Source organism: Streptomyces sp. NPDC051051 (genome assembly GCF_040682975.1).
Taxonomy (GTDB): domain Bacteria; phylum Actinomycetota; class Actinomycetes; order Streptomycetales; family Streptomycetaceae; genus Streptomyces.
Genome location: NZ_JBFBCB010000006.1, coordinates 176904 through 195866, shown reverse-complemented (window position 1 = coordinate 195866; position 18963 = coordinate 176904). Strand labels below are relative to the sequence as shown.

The following is an 18963-nucleotide window of genomic DNA, read 5'->3' as shown; positions in this document are numbered from 1 at the left end:
CTCTCCTCGAAGCGGCTAGCTCTTCTCGAAGCGGAAGCCCACGCCACGCACCGTGGCGATGTAGCGGGGGTTCGCCGCGTCGTCCCCCAGCTTCTTCCGCAGCCAGGAGATGTGCATGTCGAGGGTCTTGGTCGAGGACCACCAGGTGGTGTCCCAGACCTCCCGCATCAGCTGGTCGCGGGTGACCACCCGGCCGGCGTCGCGCACGAGGACCCGCAGGAGGTCGAACTCCTTGGCCGTGAGCTGGAGTTCCTCCTCGCCCATCCAGGCGCGGTGCGACTCGACGTCGATGCGGACCCCGTGCGTGGCGGGCGGCTGCTGGGGTTCGACGGAGCCGCGCCGGAGCAGGGCCCGGACGCGGGCGAGGAGTTCGGCGAGCCGGAACGGCTTGGTGACGTAGTCGTCGGCGCCCGCGTCCAGTCCGACGACGGTGTCGACCTCGTCGGCGCGCGCGGTGAGGATCAGGATGGGGATGGCGTGGCCGTCGGCGCGCAGCCGGCGGGCCACCTCCAGGCCGTCCATGCCGGGGAGCCCGAGGTCCAGCACGACCAGGTCGACGCCGCCCTGCATTCCGGCGTCGAGCGCGGAGGGTCCGTCCTCACGCACCTCGACCTCGTACCCTTCCCGGCGCAGGGCGCGGGCCAGCGGCTCCGAAATGGACGCATCGTCCTCGGCGAGCAGTACACGGGTCATGAGGCGATGGTAGTCCGCGTGGGACGGGGCCAAGGGTGTGATGCCCGACCCCGGCTCTTACTCGGGGACATGCCGGACAACCCGCCCGCGGCGACCCCGCCGCCCTTGGTACGGACCTGAGGTCACGGGATGTCATCCTGGTATGGACCTTGGAAACCTCGCCCCGGTTCCTGCCTGGCCTGTGATCTGCGCCTCAAGTCCTTCCATATCCGGTTCTGTCCTGCCGTATGGTGAAAGGACGCCTGTAGCACCACGGGGACCTTTGGCGCTCGACTTGACGCTGAGGGTCTCTTTTGTGTGCGGGCCGGCTCTCCGCCGGCCCTCGAAAGGAACGACCTGTGGCCGGGCCCCCACTCGCGGGGCGTGGATCCCGGTGGTCGCCGTCCGCCGTTCCGTGACCCGGAGCGGCTCCCCCGTGGGCGTGGGTGGACGGGCCGATCAAGCCGGTGCCGGCCGCCCCAACCGGGCGCGCACGCTCCACCGCGCGTCCCGACCAGCAAGGAACGACCATGGCGTCCAGCCTGACGAAGGACTCGGTCCGCCCGGGAACCCCCGGAACCGGGAAGACCTTCTTCGGCCACCCCCGCGGACTGGCCACTCTCTTCATGACCGAGATGTGGGAGAGGTTCTCCTACTACGGCATGAGGGCTCTCCTCCCGCTGTACCTGGTCGCGCCGGGCGGCCTGCACCTGAACGCGGGCACCGCGACCGCGATCTACTCCGTGTACGTGTCGCTGGTGTACCTGCTCGCCATGCCCGGCGGCTGGTTCGGCGACCGCGTCTGGGGGCCGCGCAGGACCGTCGCCGTCGCCGGTGCGGTCATCATGCTCGGCCACCTCACCCTGGCCCTGCCGTCCGCCGGGACCTTCTACGCCGGTCTGGGCCTGGTCGCGATCGGCTCCGGTCTGCTGAAGGCCAACATCTCCACGATGGTCGGCCACCTCTACGACGGCCCGGACGACCCGCGCCGCGACGGCGGCTTCACCGTCTTCTACATGGGCATCAACCTCGGTGCCTTCGCCGCCCCGCTGATCATCGGCACCATCGGCGAGAACGTGAACTGGCACTTCGGCTTCGCGCTCGCCGCGCTCGGCATGGCGCTGGGCCTGGCGCAGTTCCTGCTCGGCAGCCGCCACCTGGCCGACCGCTCCAGCGTCGTGCCGAAGCCGCTGTCCGCCGAGGAGAAGGCCGGCACGCTGCGCAAGGCCGCCATCTGGGCCGGCATCGCCGTCGTGGCGTACGCGATCGTCGGCTTCTCCGGCCACTACACGCTGAACTGGATCCTGGTCCCGCTGACCCTGCTCGGTGTGATCATCCCGGTGATGGTGCTGGTCAACATCAAGCGGGACAGGGAACTCGACCGCCCCGAACAGTCGAAGATGTCCGCGTACATCTGGTTCTTCGTGGCCGCCGCCGTGTTCTGGATGATCTACGACCAGGGCGGCTCGACCCTGTCGATCTTCGCCGACTCCTCCGCCGACAACACCGTCCTCGGCTGGGAGTTCCCGGTCTCCTGGTACCAGTCGGTCAACCCGGTCCTGATCATGGCCCTGGCCCCGGTCTTCGCCTGGTTCTGGCTCGCGCTGAACAAGCGCGGCAAGGAGCCGAGCACGATCGTGAAGTTCGCCTCGGGCCTGGTCCTGGTCGGCGCGTCCTTCTTCCTCTTCCTCGCCCCGCTGTCGATCGCCGAGGGCGGTCACAAGGCGGCCGCGATGTGGCTGGTGGCGATCTACTTCGTGCAGACCGTCGGTGAGCTGCTGCTCTCCCCGGTCGGCCTGTCGGTCACCACGAAGATGGCGCCGGCGAAGTACGCCTCGCAGATGATGGGCGTCTGGTTCCTGGCCGTCACCGCAGGTGACGCCACCACCGGTCTGCTCTCCATCGCCGGCGTCGACCTGAACAGGACGGGCATCGTCGCGATGGAGGCCACGCTCGCGGTGGTCGCCGGTGTCGCGGTGTGGATGTACCGCAAGCGCGTCAAGGAACTCATGGGCGACGTCCGCTGACGTCCCCTCCCCCCACGGTTCCCGCAGGGCCGCCACGACTCCGGTCGCGGCGGCCCTCGGCGCGTCCAGCGGGTCCGCCGGCCTGTCGGAGTGCAGGTGGGGGTCGTGCCGGGGCCCTCGACGGCGAGGACTCCCGGCGCCGCGGCTCAGGCCGGGGCGCCCAGTTCCGCCCAGACCGTCTTGCCCGCGGCGCCCGGGGTCCGTACGACCCCCCAGTCCAGGCAGAGACGCTGCACGATGAACATGCCGTGGCCGCCGGGGCGGCCGGCGCGGTGGGGGTTGCGGGGGGCGGGCTGGCCGCTGCCACGGTCGGAGACCTCGACGCGGATCACCTTGTTGTCGCAGCCGATCTGGAGCTGGTCGGGCCCTTCGGCGTGCAGGCAGGCGTTGGTCACCAGTTCGGAGACGACGAGGAGCACGTCCTCGGCGGCGGCCCGCTGGTCGGCGCCTCCGGCGGGCAGCCAACCCCACGCGTACAACGCCTGACGGGCGAAGTCGCGGGCGAGCGGGACGACACCGCTCTCGCCGTCGAAGCTCAGCGTGCGGACCTGACGACCCGACGACGCTCCGGAAGCGCCGCTGGGCTCCGGGCCGCGGTCGCCCGGCGAGTAAGGCCGGGTGGTGCTCATCAGCGCTTCACCTCACCGATTCACCAGTTCAGGGTTCAATTCAGCGTTCAGTTCGTGCTGCGGTTCATCGTTCGCACGACGGGGGATCCCCAGGGTGCACGACACCCCGGCGGTGCCGGAATCCCTGCACACGTTCAGCGGCCGCTGCACGGTCGGTCTGCGCATCCCGCCCTCTCCTCGTGCTGTGCCGCCGACATGTTCAGGTGTCTCCTGCCCGACACGACCGGCGGAACACCCCTCGTTCGCCCACAGGTGACCGGCCCGTCCGTCCCTGGTCGTCCGTGGCGCGCGGGGGTCCGGTCGCGCCCGGCCGCCGTGAGGGCCGACGGGCGGGTCCCAGGGTCAGCCGTCCCCGTCCGCGAGGGCCGCCTCGACCGTGTCGTGCACGGTGAAGACGGCGTCCGCGCCGGTGATCTCGAACACCCGGGCCACCACGGGCAGCATGCCCGCCAGGTGTACCGCGCCGCCCGCGGCCTCGGCCTTCAGGCGGGCGCCGAGCAGGACGTTGAGCCCCGTGGAGTCGCAGAACTCCAGCCGGGAGCAGTCCACGACCAGCCGGCTCAGCCCCTTGGCGAGGCACTCGTCGAGTGGCTCGCGCAACAGATCGGCCGTGTGGTGATCCAGCTCACCGGCGGGGGTCACGACGGCACTGGTGCCCTCTTCCCGCACTTCCACCATGAGCCGGCCAGACTGTGCGCTGCCGACCGTCCCGCGGTCCATGCCGTGTCTCTCCCGAGGTCGTGACTGCTGCTGACGCCCTCGAACACTACGCCTTCGATCCGCACTCCAACAGCCGAACAATCACCCACAAACAGACATAACCCAACAAACCGCACTTGCGATCGGCTGAGTAAAGCGGGTAGGGCTAGAGGAACACACCCGACACGGCCGGCTTTGGAGGCGCCGCACACCGTAGTGCACGCACTGGCTTCGGCAGCCGTATGCCGAGAACGATGGAGGACATCATGTCATCCCGGCTCGACGCTCCGCATACCCACAGGGCGACGTCGACACCCCCTCCGGAACACCTGAATCCCATCGAGCGGAGCGGCGATCCCCGTGACGCCCTCGCAGGACTCCCGGAGATCCCGCCGTACGACCAGGTCGGACCGGTCGACGCGCGGGCCCTGTCCAAGACCCTCTTCGAGCGACTGGAGTCGCTGGAGGAAGGCACGTACGAATACTCGTACGTGCGCAACACCCTCGTCGAGCTGAACCTCGCCCTGGTCAAGTTCGCGGCCTCCCGCTTCCGCTCCCGCAGCGAGCCCATGGAGGACATCGTCCAGGTCGGCACGATCGGCCTGATCAAGGCGATCGACCGCTTCGAGCTGAGCCGTGGTGTGGAGTTCCCCACCTTCGCGATGCCGACCATCGTGGGCGAGATCAAGCGGTTCTTCCGCGACACGTCCTGGTCCGTGCGCGTCCCGCGCCGGCTCCAGGAGCTGCGGATCGACCTGGCCAAGGCCGGCGACGAACTCGCCCAGCAGCTCGACCGCGCCCCCACCGTGGCGGAGCTGGCGGAGCGCCTCGGCATCGCCGGCGAGGAGGTCGTCGAGGGCATGGCAGCCTCGAACGCGTACACCGCCGCCTCGCTGGACGCCCAGCCGGAGGAGGACGACGCGGAGAGCGCCCTCGCCGACCGCATCGGCTACGAGGACCACGGACTCGAGGGCATCGAGTACGTCGAGTCGCTGAAGCCGCTGATCGCCGGACTCGCGCCCCGCGACCGGAAGATCCTCTCGCTGCGCTTCGTCGCCGGGATGACCCAGTCGGAGATCGGCGAGGAACTCGGCATCTCGCAGATGCACGTCTCGCGGCTGCTGTCGCGCACGCTGGTGCGGCTGCGCAAGGGCCTGACGCTGGAGGAGTGAGCGCGCCTCCCCGGTGGGGACCGGGGCCGGCCGGGGACCAGTGCGGTCCGCGCCCGGGTGAGCGGTCGGATGCCGCCACCCGGGCGCGGCCTTGTCGTGCGGAGCCCTACACGCGCAGGGGCGTCGCGTCGGGTGTCCCCATCGTGGAAACCCACTGGCCGGTTTCCCCGCGACGACTACGCTGGCCCCGCCCCATGACCAGCGGCGCTGCTGGGTCGGCCACGTCGTCCGCTCGTGAGGAACCCCATGCCCGACTTCCCCGCCGCCCCGGCCCGCCTCGGCCGCCTCGTTGACGTTCCCGTGCTGCTGGTCGCCGTGGTGTGGGGGTCCAGTTACCTCGCCGCGAAGGGCGTCACCACCGCCGGCACCGTGCCGGCCGTGCTCGTGCTGCGGTTCGCGGTGGTGCTTCCGGTGCTGGTGGCCGTCGGCCGGCGGCGGCTGCGCGCGCTGAGCGGCGCGCAGTGGCGGGGGGCCGGGCTGCTCGGGCTGATCCTCGCGGGAATCTTCCTGCTGGAGACGTACGGGGTGGTGCACACCTCGGCCACGAACGCGGGGCTGATCATCAGCCTGACCATGGTGTTCACGCCGCTCGCGGAGAGCCGGGTGCGCGGGGTGCGGCTGCCGGGGGCGTTCCTGGCGGCGGCGGGCGTGTCGGTGCTGGGGGTGGCGCTGCTGACGCAGGGCGCCGGGTTCACCGCTCCGTCCGGGGGCGATCTGCTGATGCTGGGGGCGGCGGTCGCCCGTACCGTGCACGTGCTGGCGATGGCGCGGATGGAGTCCGTGCGGGGAGCGGACGCGCTGTCCCTGACCACGGTCCAACTGGGCGGGGCGGTCGCCGTGTTCGCGGTGCTGGTGACGATGCCGGGGACGGGCGCCTCGCCGTGGGCCGCCGCTGCCGGCTTCGACGCCGGGGACTGGGCCGGCCTGGTCTACCTCTCCGTGTTCTGCACGCTGTTCGCGTTCTTCGTGCAGATGTGGGCCGTCCGCCGTACGTCGCCGTCCCGGGTCAGCCTGCTGCTGGGGACCGAGCCGGTGTGGGCGGCGGCCGTGGGCATCGCGCTCGCCGGGGACCGGCCGGGGTGGCCGGGGTTCGCGGGCGCGGTGCTGGTCCTCGCCGGTACGGCGTGGGGGCGGTCGGTGGCGGACCGGGGCCGCACGGCGGCGGGTGCGGGGGGCGAAACCGTGAGCGAGCCCCCTCAGGCCACCCGTACGCCCCGTCGCCACACCTGCGAGACGAGCGGCACGCCGGGGCGGTAGGCCAGGTGGACGTGGCTGGGGGCGTCCAGGAGGACCAGGTCGGCGCGGGCGCCGGGGGTCAGGCGGCCCACGTCCGTGCGGCGCAGGGCCGCGGCGCCGCCCGCCGTGGCCGACCAGAGGGCCTCGTCGGGGGTCATCCGCATGTCGCGTACGGCGAGCGCGATGCAGAACGGGACCGAGGACGTGAAGGACGAGCCCGGGTTGCAGTCCGTGGAGAGGGCCACGGTGACGCCGGCGTCCAGCAGGCGGCGGGCGTCCGGCCACTCGGCCCGGGTGGAGAACTCGGCGCCGGGCAGCAGCGTGGCGACCGTCTCGCTGTTCGCGAGGGCGTCCACGTCGGCGTCGGTGAGGTGGGTGCAGTGGTCCGCGCTGGCCGCGTCCAGTTCGACCGCCAGCTGCACGCCGGGGCCGTGGGAGAGCTGGTTGGCGTGGATGCGGGGGTGCAGGCCCCTGGCCCTGCCGGCGGTGAGGATCGCGCGGGCCTGGTCGCCGTCGAAGGCGCCCTTCTCGCAGAAGACGTCGATCCAGCGGGCGTGCGGGGCGCAGGCGTCGAGCATCTCGCCGGTGACGAGGGCGACGTAGGCGGCGGGGTCGTCGGCGAGGTCCGGGGGGACGATGTGGGCGCCCAGGTAGGTGACCTCGTCGGTGTGGGCGGCGGCGATGCGCAGGGCGCGGGCCTCGTCGGCGACGGTCAGGCCGTAGCCGGACTTCGTCTCGAAGGTCGTCGTGCCCTGGCGCAGGGCCTCGGCGAGGTAACGGGTGAGGTTGCGTTCGAGGTCGGCGTCGCTCGCCGCCCGCGTGGCCGCGACGGTCGTGCGGATGCCGCCCGCACCGTACGGCCGCCCCGACATCCGGGCGTTGAACTCCTGGGTCCGGTCGCCCGCGAAGACGAGGTGGGAGTGGGAGTCGACGAAGCCGGGGACGACCGCCCGGCCGCCGGCGTCGACCCGGTTGTCAGTGGCGGGTGCTTTGCTTCGGTCACCGGTCCACACGACGCGGTCGCCCTCGATGGCGACGGCCGCGTCCTGGATCAGTCCGAGGGGGGAAGTGTCCCCCAGGGAGGGGTCGTTGGTGACCAGGGCGGCGATGTTGGTGATGAGCGTGCTGGCGGTGCTCGCGGAGTGGGCGGGGCTGACGGTCGTCGCGTTGCTCATGGCGTCCTCGCTGGCCTGGTCGGCGGTGGGGTCGGGGGCGGGGGCCGGCCGCTCGGGCGGGCGGCCGGCGGTCATCCGCGCAGGGCTGCGACGGCGTCCGCGAGGGCTTTCGGCACATCCGGTACGAGGCGGTGGACCCCGTCCCGTACGACGTGCCGACCGGCCACGACCGTATGCGACACGTCCGCTGCCGACGCGGCGAATACGGCCGTCTCGGCCCCGAGCCGCGGAAGCGGCCCTGCCGTCCTGACCGAGTCGAGCGCGATCGTCGTGAAGTCGGCGGCCGCGCCGGCCCGGAGGGTGCCCGCGTCGTCCCGGCCGAGGGCCGCGTGACCGTCGGCCGAGGCGGCCCGCAGGAGGGCGGCGGCCGTCCAGTGTCCCCGGGTGCGGGTGCGCAGCCGCTCGTTCAGCTCCATCGCCCGGGCCTCTTCGAACAGGTCGATCACGGCGTGGCTGTCGGAGCCGAGGGAGAGCGGGGAGCCCGCCCGCTGGAGGGCGACGGCCGGGCCGATGCCGTCGGCGAGGTCCCGTTCCGTCGTGGGGCACATGCAGGTGCCGGTGCCGGAGCGGCCGAGGAGGGCGACGTCCTCGTCGGTGAGGTGCGTGTTGTGGACGCCGGTGGTGCCCCGGCCGAGGACGCCGTGCTCGGCGAGGAGCTGCGTCGGGGTGCGGCCGTGGGCCTCGCGGCAGGCGTCGTTCTCGGCGGTCTGCTCGGACAGGTGGACGTGCAGGGGCGCCCCGCGCTCCCGCGCCCAGCGGGCCACGGTCGTCAACTGCCCGGCGGGCACGGCCCGTACGGAGTGGATCGCGGCCCCGATCCGTGCGTGATCCCGTTCCTTGAGGAGTGAACAGCGTTCGGCCCAGGCCTCCGCGTCGCCGTCGGAGAAGCGGAGCTGGTGGGCGTTGGGGGACTGTCCGAAGCCGGCGGAGAGGTAGGCGGTGTCGAGGAGGGTGATGCGGACGCCGGCGTCGGCGGCGGCCTCGATCAGGGCCTCGCCCATCGCGTTGGGGTCGGCGTAGGGGGTGCCGCCGGGGGCGTGGTGCACGTAGTGGAACTCGCCGACGGCCGTGATGCCGGCCAGCGCCATCTCGGCGTAGACCGCGCGGGCCAGCCGGTGGTAGGTCTCCGGGGTCAGCCGGTCGGCGACGGAGTACATGACCTCGCGCCAGGTCCAGAAGGTCCCGGAACCGACCTGGACGGTGCCGCGCAGGGCGCGGTGGAAGGCGTGGCTGTGGGCGTTCGCCAGCCCGGGGAGGGTGAGGCCGCGCAGGATCTCGGCGCCGGGGGGCGGGGTGGGGACATCGGTGCGGACGGCGGCGATGCGGCCGTCGCCGATGTCGAGGGCGACGCCCGGTTCGACGCGGTCGCCGAGCCAGGCGTGCTCCAGCCAGTAGGTCTTCGGTGTCACCGGCAGGCCAGCCCTTCCAGTACGTCGGCGAGCGCGGTCACCCCGGCCACGCAGTCGTCCTCGGCCGCGGACTCGGCCGGGGAGTGCGAGACGCCCGTGGGGTTGCGCACGAACAGCATGGCGGTCGGGATGCTCCCGGAGAGGATTCCGGCGTCGTGTCCGGCGCCCGTGCCGAGGACGGGGACCTTCAGGTCGGCGTCCTCGCCGAGGAGGCGGACCAGTTCGTCGCGCAGCGCGTGGTCGAACTCGACGACGGGCGTGAAGGACTCGCGGACGACGTCCAGGTCGACGCCGTGCGCCCGCGCGTACTCGCGGGCCGCCTCCTCGACGCCGCCGACCACCCGGTCGAGGCTCTCCTGGTCGGCGGCGCGGGAGTCGAGCCAGCCGCGCACCAGGGAGGGGACGGCGTTGACGCCGTTCGGCTCGACGGAGATCTTGCCGAAGGTGGCGACGGCACCCGCGAGCCGGGCCTCACGGCGGGCCGCGAGCACGGTCTCGGCGTACGGCAGCATCGGGTCGCGGCGGTCCGTCAGCCGGGTGGTGCCGGCGTGGTTGGCCTCGCCCCGGAAGTCGAACCGCCAGCGGCCGTGCGGCCAGATGGCGCTGGCGATGCCGACCCGGTCGCCGCTGAGGTCGAGGGCGCGGCCCTGCTCGACGTGGAGTTCGACGAAGGCGCCGATCCGGGCGAGCCGCTCGGGATCCGGTCCGATGGCGTCGGGGTCGTACCCGGCGGCCTCCATGGCGCGCGGGAGGGTGACGCCGTCGCCGTCGGTCAGCCGGTGGGCCTGCTCGGCCGTGAGGTGTCCGGCGGTGAGCCGGGAGCCGACGCAGGCGAGTCCGAAGCGGGCGCCCTCCTCGTCGCCGAAGTTGACGAGGGCGAGGGGCTTGGCGAAGCGCGCTCCCCGGCGGCGCAGTTCGTCGAGGGCGGCGAAGGCCGAGACGACGCCGAGGGGTCCGTCGAAGGCACCGCCGTCGGGCACCGAGTCGAGATGGGACCCGGTGACGACGGCGTCGCCGGCGGCGGGGTCGCCGAGCCAGGCCCACTGGTTGCCGTTGCGGTCGACCTCGTGGGCCAGCCCCCGTGCCTCGGCCTGCTCCTTGAACCAGGCCCGGCAGTCGGCGTCGGCTGCCGTCCAGGCGTAGCGGCGGTAACCGCCGGACTCCGGGTGCCGTCCGATCGGGCGCAGGTCACGCCACATCCGGTGGAAGGACTCGCCTGCCGGCCTCGGGGCCGGACCCGCGCCCGCGCCCGGCGGCGGGTCTTCGGCCCCGGCCGCGCGGTTGCCGCCCGGCGCGTCTCCTGTGCGGGTCACGCGTCGTCACCCTCGCGCATGGGCACCCGTACGCCCCGTTCGTCGGCGACCGACTCGGCGATGTCGTATCCGGCGTCGACGTGCCGGATGACGCCCATGCCGGGGTCGTTGGTCAGCACGCGCCGGATCTTCTCGCCGCCCAGCTTCGTGCCGTCGGCCACCGTCACCTGGCCGGCGTGCAGGGAGCGGCCCATGCCGACGCCGCCGCCGTGGTGGATCGACACCCAGGAGGCGCCCGAGGCCACGTTGACCATCGCGTTCAGCAGCGGCCAGTCGGCGATCGCGTCGGAGCCGTCGAGCATGGCCTCCGTCTCGCGGTAGGGCGAGGCGACGGAACCGCAGTCGAGGTGGTCCCGCCCGATGGCCAGCGGCGCGGCCAGCTCACCGGCAGCGACCATGTCGTTGAACCGCTCGCCGGCCTTGTCGCGCTCGCCGTAGCCGAGCCAGCAGATGCGGGCGGGCAGGCCCTGGAAGTGGACGCGTTCGCCGGCCAGCTTGATCCAGCGGGCGAGGGACTCGTTCTCGGGGAAGAGGTCCAGCATCGCCCTGTCGGTCTTGGCGATGTCGGCGGGGTCGCCGGACAGGGCGGCCCAGCGGAAGGGGCCCTTGCCCTCGCAGAACAGCGGGCGGATGTAGGCGGGGACGAAGCCGGGGAAGGCGAACGCCCGGTCGTATCCGGCCAGTCGGGCCTCGCCGCGGATGGAGTTGCCGTAGTCGAAGACCTCGGCGCCGGCGTCCATGAAGCCGACCATCGCCTCGACGTGCCGGGCCATCGACTCGCGGGCCCGGGTGGTGAAGCCGGCCGGGTCCTTCGCGGCGGCGTCGGCCATGTCCTCGAAGGCGACGCCGGTGGGCAGGTAGGCCAGCGGGTCGTGGGCCGAGGTCTGGTCGGTGACGATGTCGATGGGGGCGCCCATCGCGAGGAGCCGCGGGACCACGTCGGCGGCGTTGCCGAGGACACCGATGGAGAGGGGCTTGCGCTGGTCGCGGGCCTCGACGGCCAGCTGGAGGGCGTGCTCCAGGCTGTCGGCCCTGACGTCCAGGTAGCGGTGCTCGATGCGGCGGTCGATGGCGCGGGGGTCGCAGTCGACGCAGATCGCCACGCCGTCGTTCATGGTGACGGCGAGCGGCTGGGCGCCGCCCATGCCGCCGAGGCCGGCCGTCAGCGTGATGGTCCCGGCGAGGGTGCCGCCGACCCCCTTACCGATCGAATGCAGCTTCGCGGCGACGGCGGCGAAGGTCTCGTAGGTCCCCTGGAGGATGCCCTGGGTGCCGATGTAGATCCAGGAGCCGGCCGTCATCTGGCCGTACATGGTCAGCCCCAGCTGCTCCAGCCGGCGGAACTCCTCCCAGTTGGCCCAGTCGCCGACCAGGTTGGAGTTGGCGATGAGGACGCGCGGGGCCCATTCGTGGGTCTGCATGACGCCGACCGGGCGGCCGGACTGGACGAGCATGGTCTCGTCCTGCTTCAGCGTGCGCAGGGTGCGCACCATCGCGTCGAAGGAGCGCCAGTCGCGGGCCGCCTTGCCGGTGCCGCCGTAGACGACGAGCTTGTCGGGGTGCTCGGCGACCTCGGGGTCGAGGTTGTTCTGGAGCATCCGCAGCGCGGCCTCCTGCTGCCATCCCAGGGCACTCAGTTCCGTACCGCGCGGCGCTCGGACGGGGCGGGGTCCTGACATGGTCTGCCTCCTGGAGGGTGGGGGTCCCGACGGATTGTTGCAGTGGCTATTCACATCCTGACTTGATGAATAGAGCTAGTCAATACACCGGGAGTGCGGGGCGGGCGCAGCGGAGACGCGGGGCCTCGGAGTGGAGGGGGCGCCTCCGGACGGAGGAGATCCCGGACCGGACCGGGTGCACGGGAGGAGTCGGCGGCGCGACGGGCGCCGACGGAGGTCGCGGGCGAGTCACCCACGGGTGGCGGCGCGCAGGCGAAGCCCCGGCCGTGGTCCGGCGCGGTGGCCAAGGATCGTGCAGCTCAGCAGCGGCCGGGGCGCGCGAACCGCCACCACGCCACCCGCCCGCACTCCCGTCCTCCGCCCGCGCGCCCTTGACGCGCGCCCGGCGGCACGGTGTTGAACTGTGCGGAAAAGGAGGTCAGTCGACCCACCCTAGTCACCTCTGAGCATGTTCCGCTGGAAAATGCCAGAAGACTCACTCCTGTCGCACACGTTGCGTAGCTTCTTCCTCACTCAGCCGAACCGCAGGCAGGAGGGGAGTCAACGGTGCCCGGAATCGACGAGTGTCTACTGGAGGCCATGCGGCTGCCCGGAGCCCGGGGAGCCTCACTGGTCGACTGGACCAGCGGGCTGGCCCTCGGCTCGGTCGGGGAGTTCCCGGGCGGTGACCACGAGGCCGCGGCCGCCGAGGCCGCGGAGGTCGCGCGGCTCACGGCGGAACAGCGGGCGTTCACGCCCGACGGCGCCGAGGAGCACGCCGACCCCCCGGTCGAGGACCTGATCATCAGCAACCGGGACAGCTACCACGTCCTGCGGTTCGTGCCCACGTCCTTCGACAGCAGCGTGTTCCTGCACGTGTGGCTGGCCCGGTCGGACGGCAATCTCGCGCTGGCCCGGATCCGGCTGAGCGAGATGGCCGGACGGCTGGTGCTGGGATGACCGTCGTGGAAACCACCCCGCCGCCCCGGCTGCCCATGCGGGACAGAGTGGCCGGCCGGCAGTACGCGAGCGGCGCGGTCTCGCCGATGCTGACCCGGCTGGCCGCCGAACGGGCCACCGGCGTCCTGGAGCGCGAACGCGGGGCGATCTACCTGGCCGAGGGCCGGGTGGTGCACGCCGAGAGCCCCTTCGCCCCGGGCCTCGACGTGCTCCTCCTGACCCACGGCACGCTGGAGCCCCGCGTCTGGTGGGAGGCGGTGGAGCGGGCCGACGAGACGCGCGGCGCCGCCCGGCTGCTGCTCGACGCCGGCCGGATCGGGCGGAGCGCGCTGGAGCTGTGCCACCTGGGCGCGCTGTACGACGCCGCGTACTTCGCGCTCGCCCCGAGCAGTTCCCCGGGCCGCTTCCGGTACGGAGCCGGTCACTGGTTCGGCGCGCTGCGGCCGGTCCCGGTCGACGCGGTGGAGCGGGAGACGCTGCGCCGCCGCGAGCTGCTGCACCGCCTGTGGCCCGACCCGCTGCCGGACAGCGCGCCGCTGCTGCGGGCCGACCCGGCCGCCGCCCAGCCGCCGTCCGCCCGGCAGCGCGCGGTGCTGGCGCTGGTGAACGGTGTGCGCACGGCGTCGGACATCGCCGGGGAGCTGGGCCGGCGGGCGTTCCCCACCCTCGTGGACGTCCGGCGGCTGGCGGCGGCGGGGCTGGTGACCGCCCAGTTCCCGCCCCCCGTCCCGCAACCGCCGCCGGCCCTCTCCCTGCCCCACGTCAACGACCCCGACATCACCTTGCTGAAGAGGCTCAGGGATGCGCTGGAGGCCCTTTGAACGGCAGCGACCGCGTGCCGAGAGGAGCGAGCTGATGGCGGCGGGACCCGAGATGCTCGCCGAGCTGCGGCGGCTGCGGGCGCGGGTTCCCCAGCTGACCGGGGCGCTCGTGGCCGGCGTGGACGGCCTCGTCCTCGCCCACGACACGCCCGGCGTGGAGGCGGAGGGGGTGGCCGCGCTCACCGCGACCGCCCTGGCCGTCGCCGTGCGGCTGGCGGACACCACCGGCCAGGGCGACTTCCGGGAGCTGCTCGTGCGCGGCGTGTACGGCTACGTGGCGACGTACGCGGCCGGGGAGAGCGCCGTGCTGACGGTGCTCGCGCAGGACCGCGTCAACGTCGGCCGGCTGCATCTGGAGAGCCGCCGGTCCGGCGCCCGCGTGGGCGAACTCGTCGACGCCGCCGAGCGGGCGCGCGCCCCAGCCCCGGCCGCCACCCGGACCAGGAGCGCCCGCACCCCCCGTCCCACGACCACCGAGCCCCGTACCACCACCGAAAGTTGAGAGGAACCGAGGAACAGTCATGGCCAACACCGAAACCACGCTCAAGGAATGTCTCGCCGCCATCGAGGGCGCCACCGGCGTCGCGCTCGTCGACTACACCAGCGGCATGGCCCTGGGCACGCTGGGCGGCAGCAAGAACTTCGACCTGAACGTCGCCGCCGCGGGCAACACCGACGTGGTGCGCGCCAAGATGCGCACCATGGAACACCTGGGGCTGAAGGCCCAGATCGAGGACATCCTGATCACGCTGTCCGACCAGTACCACCTGATCCGTCTGATCAGCGGGCGCGGCGGCAACGGCCTCTTCCTCTACCTGGTCCTGGACGGCAAGCGGGCCAACCTGGCGATGGCCCGCCACCAGTTGAAGCGGATCGAGGAGGAGCTGGAGGTCTGACCCGCCGGGCCCCCACCGGCCGCGGAAGCCGCGCCGCACGAACCGCACGAACCGCACGAACCGCCCGAGCTACACGAGTGCCGCGGCGCGGCGGCGCGCTCCACCGGGGGCCGCGTCGCCCGCCGCGATGCCCGTGCTGCGGTAGGACCCGACCGCCTTGCCGGCCGGCCGGCCGCCGTCCGCGGCGAGCCAGTCGACGCGCACCCACAACAGGGCGTCCTCGGCCCGCTCCAGCCTCCCGAGCCAGGCCGCCTTGAGCCGCAGTCCCGTGCCGCACCCGGCGAGCAGCAGACCGCCCGCGGCCGGCACGGCGAACGCGCAGCCCAGCGCGGCGACGAAGGCCGACAGCAGCCACCAGCGGTGACCGCGGCGCCAGTTGCGCACGGTCACTCCGCGGTCCTGGAGCACATCGTGCTTGCCCGCCCGGACGGCGGCGCGGGCGAGCGCGGTGTACCGCTTGCGCCGCGCCAGCGGAACCACGGCCGCCGCCACGATGAACAGCGCGGCCCCCGCCATCACCCCGATCCGCCGCCCCGTGATCCCGGGCGGCAGTACGCCGACACCGGCCGCGAGCACTCCGCACCACCACAGGGGCGCGGCCCCGGCCCGTACGACGACGGCCACCCGAGCCAGTCCCTGACCTCCACGTGCCATGTTCCGCCTCCTCGTAGCCCGGACGAATCACATCCCGTTCCGATCGGGCAGATTAGCGAGCGAACGTGAGATGTCCATGAGAGCCGCGCGAGAAGGGGCGGGACGGCGGGCTCACTCCACGAACAGGCCCCGCACCGCCGCCCTGGCGTCGAACTCCTCCAACCGGGCCTGGGCGTCCGGCAGGTCGTCGCACATGGCTTCCAGCAGCACGCGCCCGAGCAGCATCGGGGCGCATGCGGTGTCGAAGGCGAGGCCGGTGCCGACGGCGGCCGGCAGCAGCAGGTCGGAGACCTTGGCGACGGGCGCGAACGCGGAGTCGGCGACCGTCACCACGGTCAGCCCGGCCTCCCTGGCGTAGGCGAGGGTGTCGACGACCTCGCGCGGATGACGGGGCAGCGCGAAGCACAGCAGCGCGGAGGCGCCCGCGCGTACGGCCGCGTCGACCCGGTCGTGGATCATCGTGCCGCCCTCGTGCAGCAGCCGGACGTCGGGGTGGACCTTGGCGGCGAAGTAGGCGAAGCCGTACGCCTGGGAGGCGGCGGCCCGCAGTCCGAGCACCGGCAGCGGCCGGGAGGCCGCGAGCAGCCGTCCCGCCCTCCGCACCGGCCGCGGGTCGGCGAGCGCCTCGGCGAGGTGCCGCAGGTTCTCGATCTCGGCCTCGACGGCCTGCTGGTACTCGTTGTACGACGCCGAGTCCGCGCTCTGTTCGGCGGGCGCGACCTCCCGCAGGTGCCGGCGCAGGGCCGGGTAGCCGTCGAAGCCGAGGGCGACCGCGAAGCGGGTGACGGAGGGCTGGCTGACCCCGGCCAGTTCGGCCAGCTCGACGCTGGACAGGAAGGGCACGTCGGCGGCGCGGCGCACCATGCTGTGCGCGATGCGCCGCTGGGTGGGCGTCAGCCGGTGCCCCTCGAAGAGGGCCTGGAGCCGGTTGGCCGGGCTGTCGGCGGCCCGGGGGCCGGTGCCCTCCGCCGCACCCGCGCCGGGCGTCTCCCCGTCCGCTTCCGCGTCCCTGTCCGCGCTCATGTCTCGTTCCCCCTCCGGGCGTCCGCCCGCCGAGCTATTCACCGGTCAGTAACTCTGCATGACGTCATACAGCCGGGCAAGGCAAGCGGGGCGGCACCGGTCGCCGTCGGCCGGCGGACGGGTCCCGCCCGGATGCCGGCGGGCAGACCCGTCCGACCCGTCCGGACCGTCGGCGGGCCCCCGTACCGACACGGGGGCTAACCCCAGTGCCCGCGCCGCGTCCGCTGCCTACCGTGGATCCCATGACCGGACGGGAGACCACCATGGACGCGCGGGACACCGAGCTGAAGAAGGAACTCGACGCCACTCTGCAGGCCCGCAGGGAGCTGGGCGAGGAGTACGAGTCCGCGCTGGTGGACTCGTTCCTGGAGAAGGTCGACCAGCGCATCGACGGCGCGGTCGAGCGGCGGGTGCGGCGGCAGTTCGCGGAGCAGCAGATGGTGTCGGCCCGGGGCGGCCGTCCGTCCGGGGCGACCGACTCCTGGGGCGAGCGCTTCGGCTTCGGGATCGTCTCGCTGGTGCTGGCGATCCCGCTGTCCGCGATCGGCGCGGGCGTGGCCCACCTGCCGGGCCTGATCGTGTCCTGGGTCGGCATCGTCGGCCTCAACGTCGTCCAGGCGGCCCGGATCAACCCGAACCTGTTCGGCCGGCGGCGCGGATCCTCGCAGAACGGCGACTGGGAGGGCTGACGGGCGGTGGCACAGGCGCGGATCCGGCATCCGGAGGCCGGCCGGGCACGTCCGACGGCGTCGGGGACAGCGGGGGTCGCGCGGATCCGAGGGCGGCGAGGGGCCGCGCGGGGCGCCGGGAAGAGGTGTGCGCGGGGACCGCCGCACCCCCTTACGGGGGGCGGGACGACGGCGGTCCCCGCGAGGGACGCGGGCCGGGTCAGGCCAGACCTACGCGTCCGTGGCGTCGGTGGAGGTCCGGGAGCCGCTCCGGAGGTCCGTGACGCCGTTCTGTCGCCGGTGGGGCGGGGAGCCGCTCCCACCCCTGCCGACACCCACGAATATGCCGGACGCGTGTTAAGCGTGTGCTGCGCGGACGTGACGCCCTCGTACCACTTCCGCGAAGTCCGCTCCGAAGTCCACCTTTTCGGTGGGGAAACGGAAGTCCGACGCCGCCGGGGGCGGTTCACCGCAGGTTTCCCCGGTGTTCCGCCTCCGGACGCCGGAAGCTACTTCCCGCCCCTGGCGAGGAAGGCCAGCAGGTCCTGCCGGCTGACGACACCGGTCGGCTTGCCCTCGACGAGCACGATCGCCGCGTCCGCCGTGCCCAGGACGGACATCAGGTCGCCGACCGGCTCGCCGGAGCCGACCTGCGGCAGCGGGGCGGACATGTGCTTCTCCAGCGGGTCCTCCAGCGAGGCCCGCTTGCTGAACAGGGCGTCCAGCAGCTCGCGCTCGACGACGGAGCCGACCACCTCGGCGGCCATCACGTCGGGGTGGCCGGCGCCCGGCTTGACGACCGGCATCTGCGAGACGCCGTACTCGCGCAGCACCTCGATGGCCTGGCCGACGGTCTCCTCCGGGTGCATGTGGACGAGGGAGGGCATGGCGCCGTGCTGCTTGTCCTCCAGGACGTCGGCGACGCGGGCGCTGGGGCCCTCGTCCTCCAGGAAGCCGTAGTCGGCCATCCACTCGTCGTTGAAGATCTTGCTGAGGTAGCCGCGGCCGCTGTCGGGCAGCAGCACGACGACGACGTCGTCCGGCCCGAGCCGCTCGGCGACCCGCAGGGCGGCCACGACGGCCATGCCGCAGGAGCCGCCGACGAGCAGCCCCTCCTCCTTCGCCAGCCGCCGGGTCATCTGGAAGGAGTCCTTGTCGGACACGGCGACGATCTCGTCGGCGACGGTCCGGTCGTAGGCGGTCGGCCAGAAGTCCTCACCGACGCCCTCGACGAGGTACGGCCGTCCGGAGCCGCCCGAGTACACGGACCCCTCGGGGTCGGCGCCGACGACCTGGACGCGGCCGTCGCTGGCGTCCTTGAGGTAGCGGCCGGTCCCGGAGATGGTGCCGCCCGTGCCCACACCCGCGACGAAGTGGGTGATCCGCCCCTCCGTCTGCTCCCACAGCTCGGGGCCGGTCGAGTGGTAGTGGGAGAGCGGGTTGTTGGGGTTGGAGTACTGGTCGGGCTTCCACGCGCCGGGCGTCTCACGGACCAGCCGGTCGGAGACGTTGTAGTAGGAGTCCGGGTGCTCGGGGTCCACGGCGGTCGGGCAGACGACGACCTCGGCGCCGTACGCCCGCAGCACGTTGATCTTGTCGGTGCTCACCTTGTCGGGGCACACGAAGATGCACTTGTACCCCTTCTGCTGCGCCACGATGGCCAGGCCGACACCGGTGTTTCCGCTGGTCGGCTCGACGATCGTGCCGCCGGGCTTGAGCGCGCCGCTCTCCTCCGCCGCCTCGATCATGCGCAGGGCGATGCGGTCCTTCACGGAACCGCCCGGGTTGAAGTACTCCACCTTGGCCAGGACGGTCGCCCGGATGCCCTTGGTCACGCTGTTGAGCTTCACCAGCGGGGTGTTGCCGACGAGGCTGATCATCGAGTCGTGGAATTGCACCGTTGTCTCCGGTTGCTTGCAAAACAGTGGTCGTAGTGGTCACGCCAGCCTAC

At 72.9% G+C, this 18963-nt stretch carries 18 protein-coding genes; 8 read left to right on the top strand and 10 right to left on the bottom strand.

Annotated features, from left to right (window positions below; all coding sequences use genetic code 11):
- Positions 1-15 precede the first annotated feature (15 nt).
- Entirely contained in the window at positions 16-693 is a 678-nt protein-coding gene (locus tag AB0N31_RS07370; RefSeq protein WP_366057401.1) for a response regulator transcription factor, read from the bottom strand.
- A 509-nt stretch (positions 694-1202) separates the two neighbouring features.
- Between AB0N31_RS07370 and AB0N31_RS07365 the strand changes: the two genes are divergently transcribed.
- Positions 1203-2699 (top strand): oligopeptide:H+ symporter, encoded by a 1497-nt coding sequence (locus tag AB0N31_RS07365; RefSeq protein WP_366057400.1) that lies wholly within the window; start codon positions 1203-1205, stop codon positions 2697-2699.
- A 146-nt stretch (positions 2700-2845) separates the two neighbouring features.
- Here AB0N31_RS07365 and AB0N31_RS07360 read toward each other — a convergent pair whose 3' ends face one another.
- Both AB0N31_RS07360 and AB0N31_RS07355 read right to left on the bottom strand, forming a co-directional pair.
- Positions 2846-3328, bottom strand: coding sequence for an ATP-binding protein (locus AB0N31_RS07360; RefSeq protein WP_366057398.1), 483 nt, complete (start codon positions 3326-3328; stop codon positions 2846-2848).
- A gap of 342 nt (positions 3329-3670) precedes the next feature.
- A complete protein-coding gene (locus tag AB0N31_RS07355; protein ID WP_366057397.1) occupies positions 3671-4048 on the bottom strand; it encodes an STAS domain-containing protein in 378 nt (125 codons plus the stop codon).
- Between the two features lie 233 nt (positions 4049-4281).
- On the opposite strand from AB0N31_RS07355, the gene AB0N31_RS07350 reads away from it, so the two are divergent.
- Entirely contained in the window at positions 4282-5199 is a 918-nt protein-coding gene (locus AB0N31_RS07350) for an RNA polymerase sigma factor SigF (RefSeq protein ID WP_366057396.1), read from the top strand.
- A 246-nt stretch (positions 5200-5445) separates the two neighbouring features.
- Positions 5446-6456 carry a DMT family transporter gene (locus AB0N31_RS07345; RefSeq protein ID WP_366057395.1) on the top strand — a complete coding sequence of 337 codons (1011 nt, stop codon included), beginning with the start codon at positions 5446-5448 and terminating at the stop codon, positions 6454-6456.
- Here AB0N31_RS07345 and hutI read toward each other — a convergent pair.
- The 4 genes from hutI to hutU are packed head-to-tail and all read right to left on the bottom strand — an operon-like array spanning position 6396 to position 12011.
- A complete protein-coding gene (gene hutI, locus AB0N31_RS07340; RefSeq protein ID WP_366057393.1) occupies positions 6396-7685 on the bottom strand; it encodes an imidazolonepropionase in 1290 nt (429 codons plus the stop codon). The two genes, AB0N31_RS07345 and hutI, sit on opposite strands and share 61 nt — an antisense overlap.
- Entirely contained in the window at positions 7682-9019 is a 1338-nt protein-coding gene (locus AB0N31_RS07335; RefSeq protein ID WP_366057392.1) for a formimidoylglutamate deiminase, read from the bottom strand. The genes hutI and AB0N31_RS07335 overlap by 4 nt, the downstream gene beginning before the upstream one ends.
- A complete protein-coding gene (locus AB0N31_RS07330; RefSeq protein ID WP_366057391.1) occupies positions 9016-10332 on the bottom strand; it encodes an allantoate amidohydrolase in 1317 nt (438 codons plus the stop codon). The genes AB0N31_RS07335 and AB0N31_RS07330 overlap by 4 nt, the downstream gene beginning before the upstream one ends.
- The gene (gene hutU, locus AB0N31_RS07325; protein WP_366057390.1) at positions 10329-12011 is read right to left on the bottom strand and encodes a urocanate hydratase; all 1683 of its coding nucleotides are present in this window, start codon (positions 12009-12011) and stop codon (positions 10329-10331) included. The genes AB0N31_RS07330 and hutU overlap by 4 nt, the downstream gene beginning before the upstream one ends.
- Positions 12012-12557: 546 nt before the next feature.
- Between hutU and AB0N31_RS07320 the strand changes: the two genes are divergently transcribed.
- Genes AB0N31_RS07320 through AB0N31_RS07305 form a run of 4 tightly spaced genes read left to right on the top strand, consistent with a single transcriptional unit; the run spans position 12558 to position 14667 of the window.
- The gene (locus AB0N31_RS07320; protein WP_366057389.1) at positions 12558-12950 is read left to right on the top strand and encodes a hypothetical protein; all 393 of its coding nucleotides are present in this window, start codon (positions 12558-12560) and stop codon (positions 12948-12950) included.
- Entirely contained in the window at positions 12947-13771 is an 825-nt protein-coding gene (locus AB0N31_RS07315) for a transcriptional regulator (RefSeq protein WP_366057388.1), read from the top strand. The genes AB0N31_RS07320 and AB0N31_RS07315 overlap by 4 nt, the downstream gene beginning before the upstream one ends.
- Positions 13772-13805: 34 nt before the next feature.
- Positions 13806-14273: a roadblock/LC7 domain-containing protein gene (locus AB0N31_RS07310; RefSeq protein ID WP_366057387.1), complete on the top strand. Its 468-nt coding sequence runs from the start codon at positions 13806-13808 to the stop codon at positions 14271-14273.
- Positions 14274-14292: 19 nt separating this feature from the next.
- Positions 14293-14667: a hypothetical protein gene (locus AB0N31_RS07305; RefSeq protein ID WP_366057386.1), complete on the top strand. Its 375-nt coding sequence runs from the start codon at positions 14293-14295 to the stop codon at positions 14665-14667.
- Positions 14668-14736: 69 nt separating this feature from the next.
- Here AB0N31_RS07305 and AB0N31_RS07300 read toward each other — a convergent pair whose 3' ends face one another.
- On the bottom strand, positions 14737-15321 hold the full coding sequence (locus AB0N31_RS07300) for a hypothetical protein (RefSeq protein ID WP_366057385.1): 585 nt from the start codon (positions 15319-15321) through the stop codon (positions 14737-14739).
- 111 nt (positions 15322-15432) lie between these two features.
- A complete protein-coding gene (locus tag AB0N31_RS07295; protein ID WP_366057384.1) occupies positions 15433-16344 on the bottom strand; it encodes a MurR/RpiR family transcriptional regulator in 912 nt (303 codons plus the stop codon).
- A gap of 263 nt (positions 16345-16607) precedes the next feature.
- Here AB0N31_RS07295 and AB0N31_RS07290 point away from each other — a divergent pair, with 263 nt between their 5' ends.
- A complete protein-coding gene (locus AB0N31_RS07290) occupies positions 16608-17033 on the top strand; it encodes a hypothetical protein (RefSeq protein WP_366057442.1) in 426 nt (141 codons plus the stop codon).
- A 488-nt stretch (positions 17034-17521) separates the two neighbouring features.
- Here the strand turns inward: AB0N31_RS07290 and AB0N31_RS07285 are convergent, their stop codons facing one another.
- Positions 17522-18910, bottom strand: coding sequence for a cystathionine beta-synthase (locus AB0N31_RS07285; RefSeq protein ID WP_366057383.1), 1389 nt, complete (start codon positions 18908-18910; stop codon positions 17522-17524).
- Positions 18911-18963: the final 53 nt, after the last annotated feature.

Excerpts from the sequence above, each read along its gene's own strand:
- AB0N31_RS07370 (WP_366057401.1), bottom strand. The coding sequence starts at position 693 with ATGACCCGTGTACTGCTCGCCGAGGACGATGCGTCCATTTCGGAGCCG.
- AB0N31_RS07365 (WP_366057400.1), top strand. The coding sequence starts at position 1,203 with ATGGCGTCCAGCCTGACGAAGGACTCGGTCCGCCCGGGAACCCCCGGA.
- AB0N31_RS07360 (WP_366057398.1), bottom strand. The coding sequence starts at position 3,328 with ATGAGCACCACCCGGCCTTACTCGCCGGGCGACCGCGGCCCGGAGCCC.
- AB0N31_RS07355 (WP_366057397.1), bottom strand. The coding sequence starts at position 4,048 with ATGGACCGCGGGACGGTCGGCAGCGCACAGTCTGGCCGGCTCATGGTG.
- AB0N31_RS07350 (WP_366057396.1), top strand. The coding sequence starts at position 4,282 with ATGGAGGACATCATGTCATCCCGGCTCGACGCTCCGCATACCCACAGG.
- AB0N31_RS07345 (WP_366057395.1), top strand. The coding sequence starts at position 5,446 with ATGCCCGACTTCCCCGCCGCCCCGGCCCGCCTCGGCCGCCTCGTTGAC.
- hutI (WP_366057393.1), bottom strand. The coding sequence starts at position 7,685 with ATGACCGCCGGCCGCCCGCCCGAGCGGCCGGCCCCCGCCCCCGACCCC.
- hutU (WP_366057390.1), bottom strand. The coding sequence starts at position 12,011 with ATGTCAGGACCCCGCCCCGTCCGAGCGCCGCGCGGTACGGAACTGAGT.
- AB0N31_RS07315 (WP_366057388.1), top strand. The coding sequence starts at position 12,947 with ATGACCGTCGTGGAAACCACCCCGCCGCCCCGGCTGCCCATGCGGGAC.
- AB0N31_RS07310 (WP_366057387.1), top strand. The coding sequence starts at position 13,806 with ATGGCGGCGGGACCCGAGATGCTCGCCGAGCTGCGGCGGCTGCGGGCG.
- AB0N31_RS07305 (WP_366057386.1), top strand. The coding sequence starts at position 14,293 with ATGGCCAACACCGAAACCACGCTCAAGGAATGTCTCGCCGCCATCGAG.
- AB0N31_RS07300 (WP_366057385.1), bottom strand. The coding sequence starts at position 15,321 with ATGGCACGTGGAGGTCAGGGACTGGCTCGGGTGGCCGTCGTCGTACGG.
- AB0N31_RS07295 (WP_366057384.1), bottom strand. The coding sequence starts at position 16,344 with ATGAGCGCGGACAGGGACGCGGAAGCGGACGGGGAGACGCCCGGCGCG.
- AB0N31_RS07290 (WP_366057442.1), top strand. The coding sequence starts at position 16,608 with ATGGACGCGCGGGACACCGAGCTGAAGAAGGAACTCGACGCCACTCTG.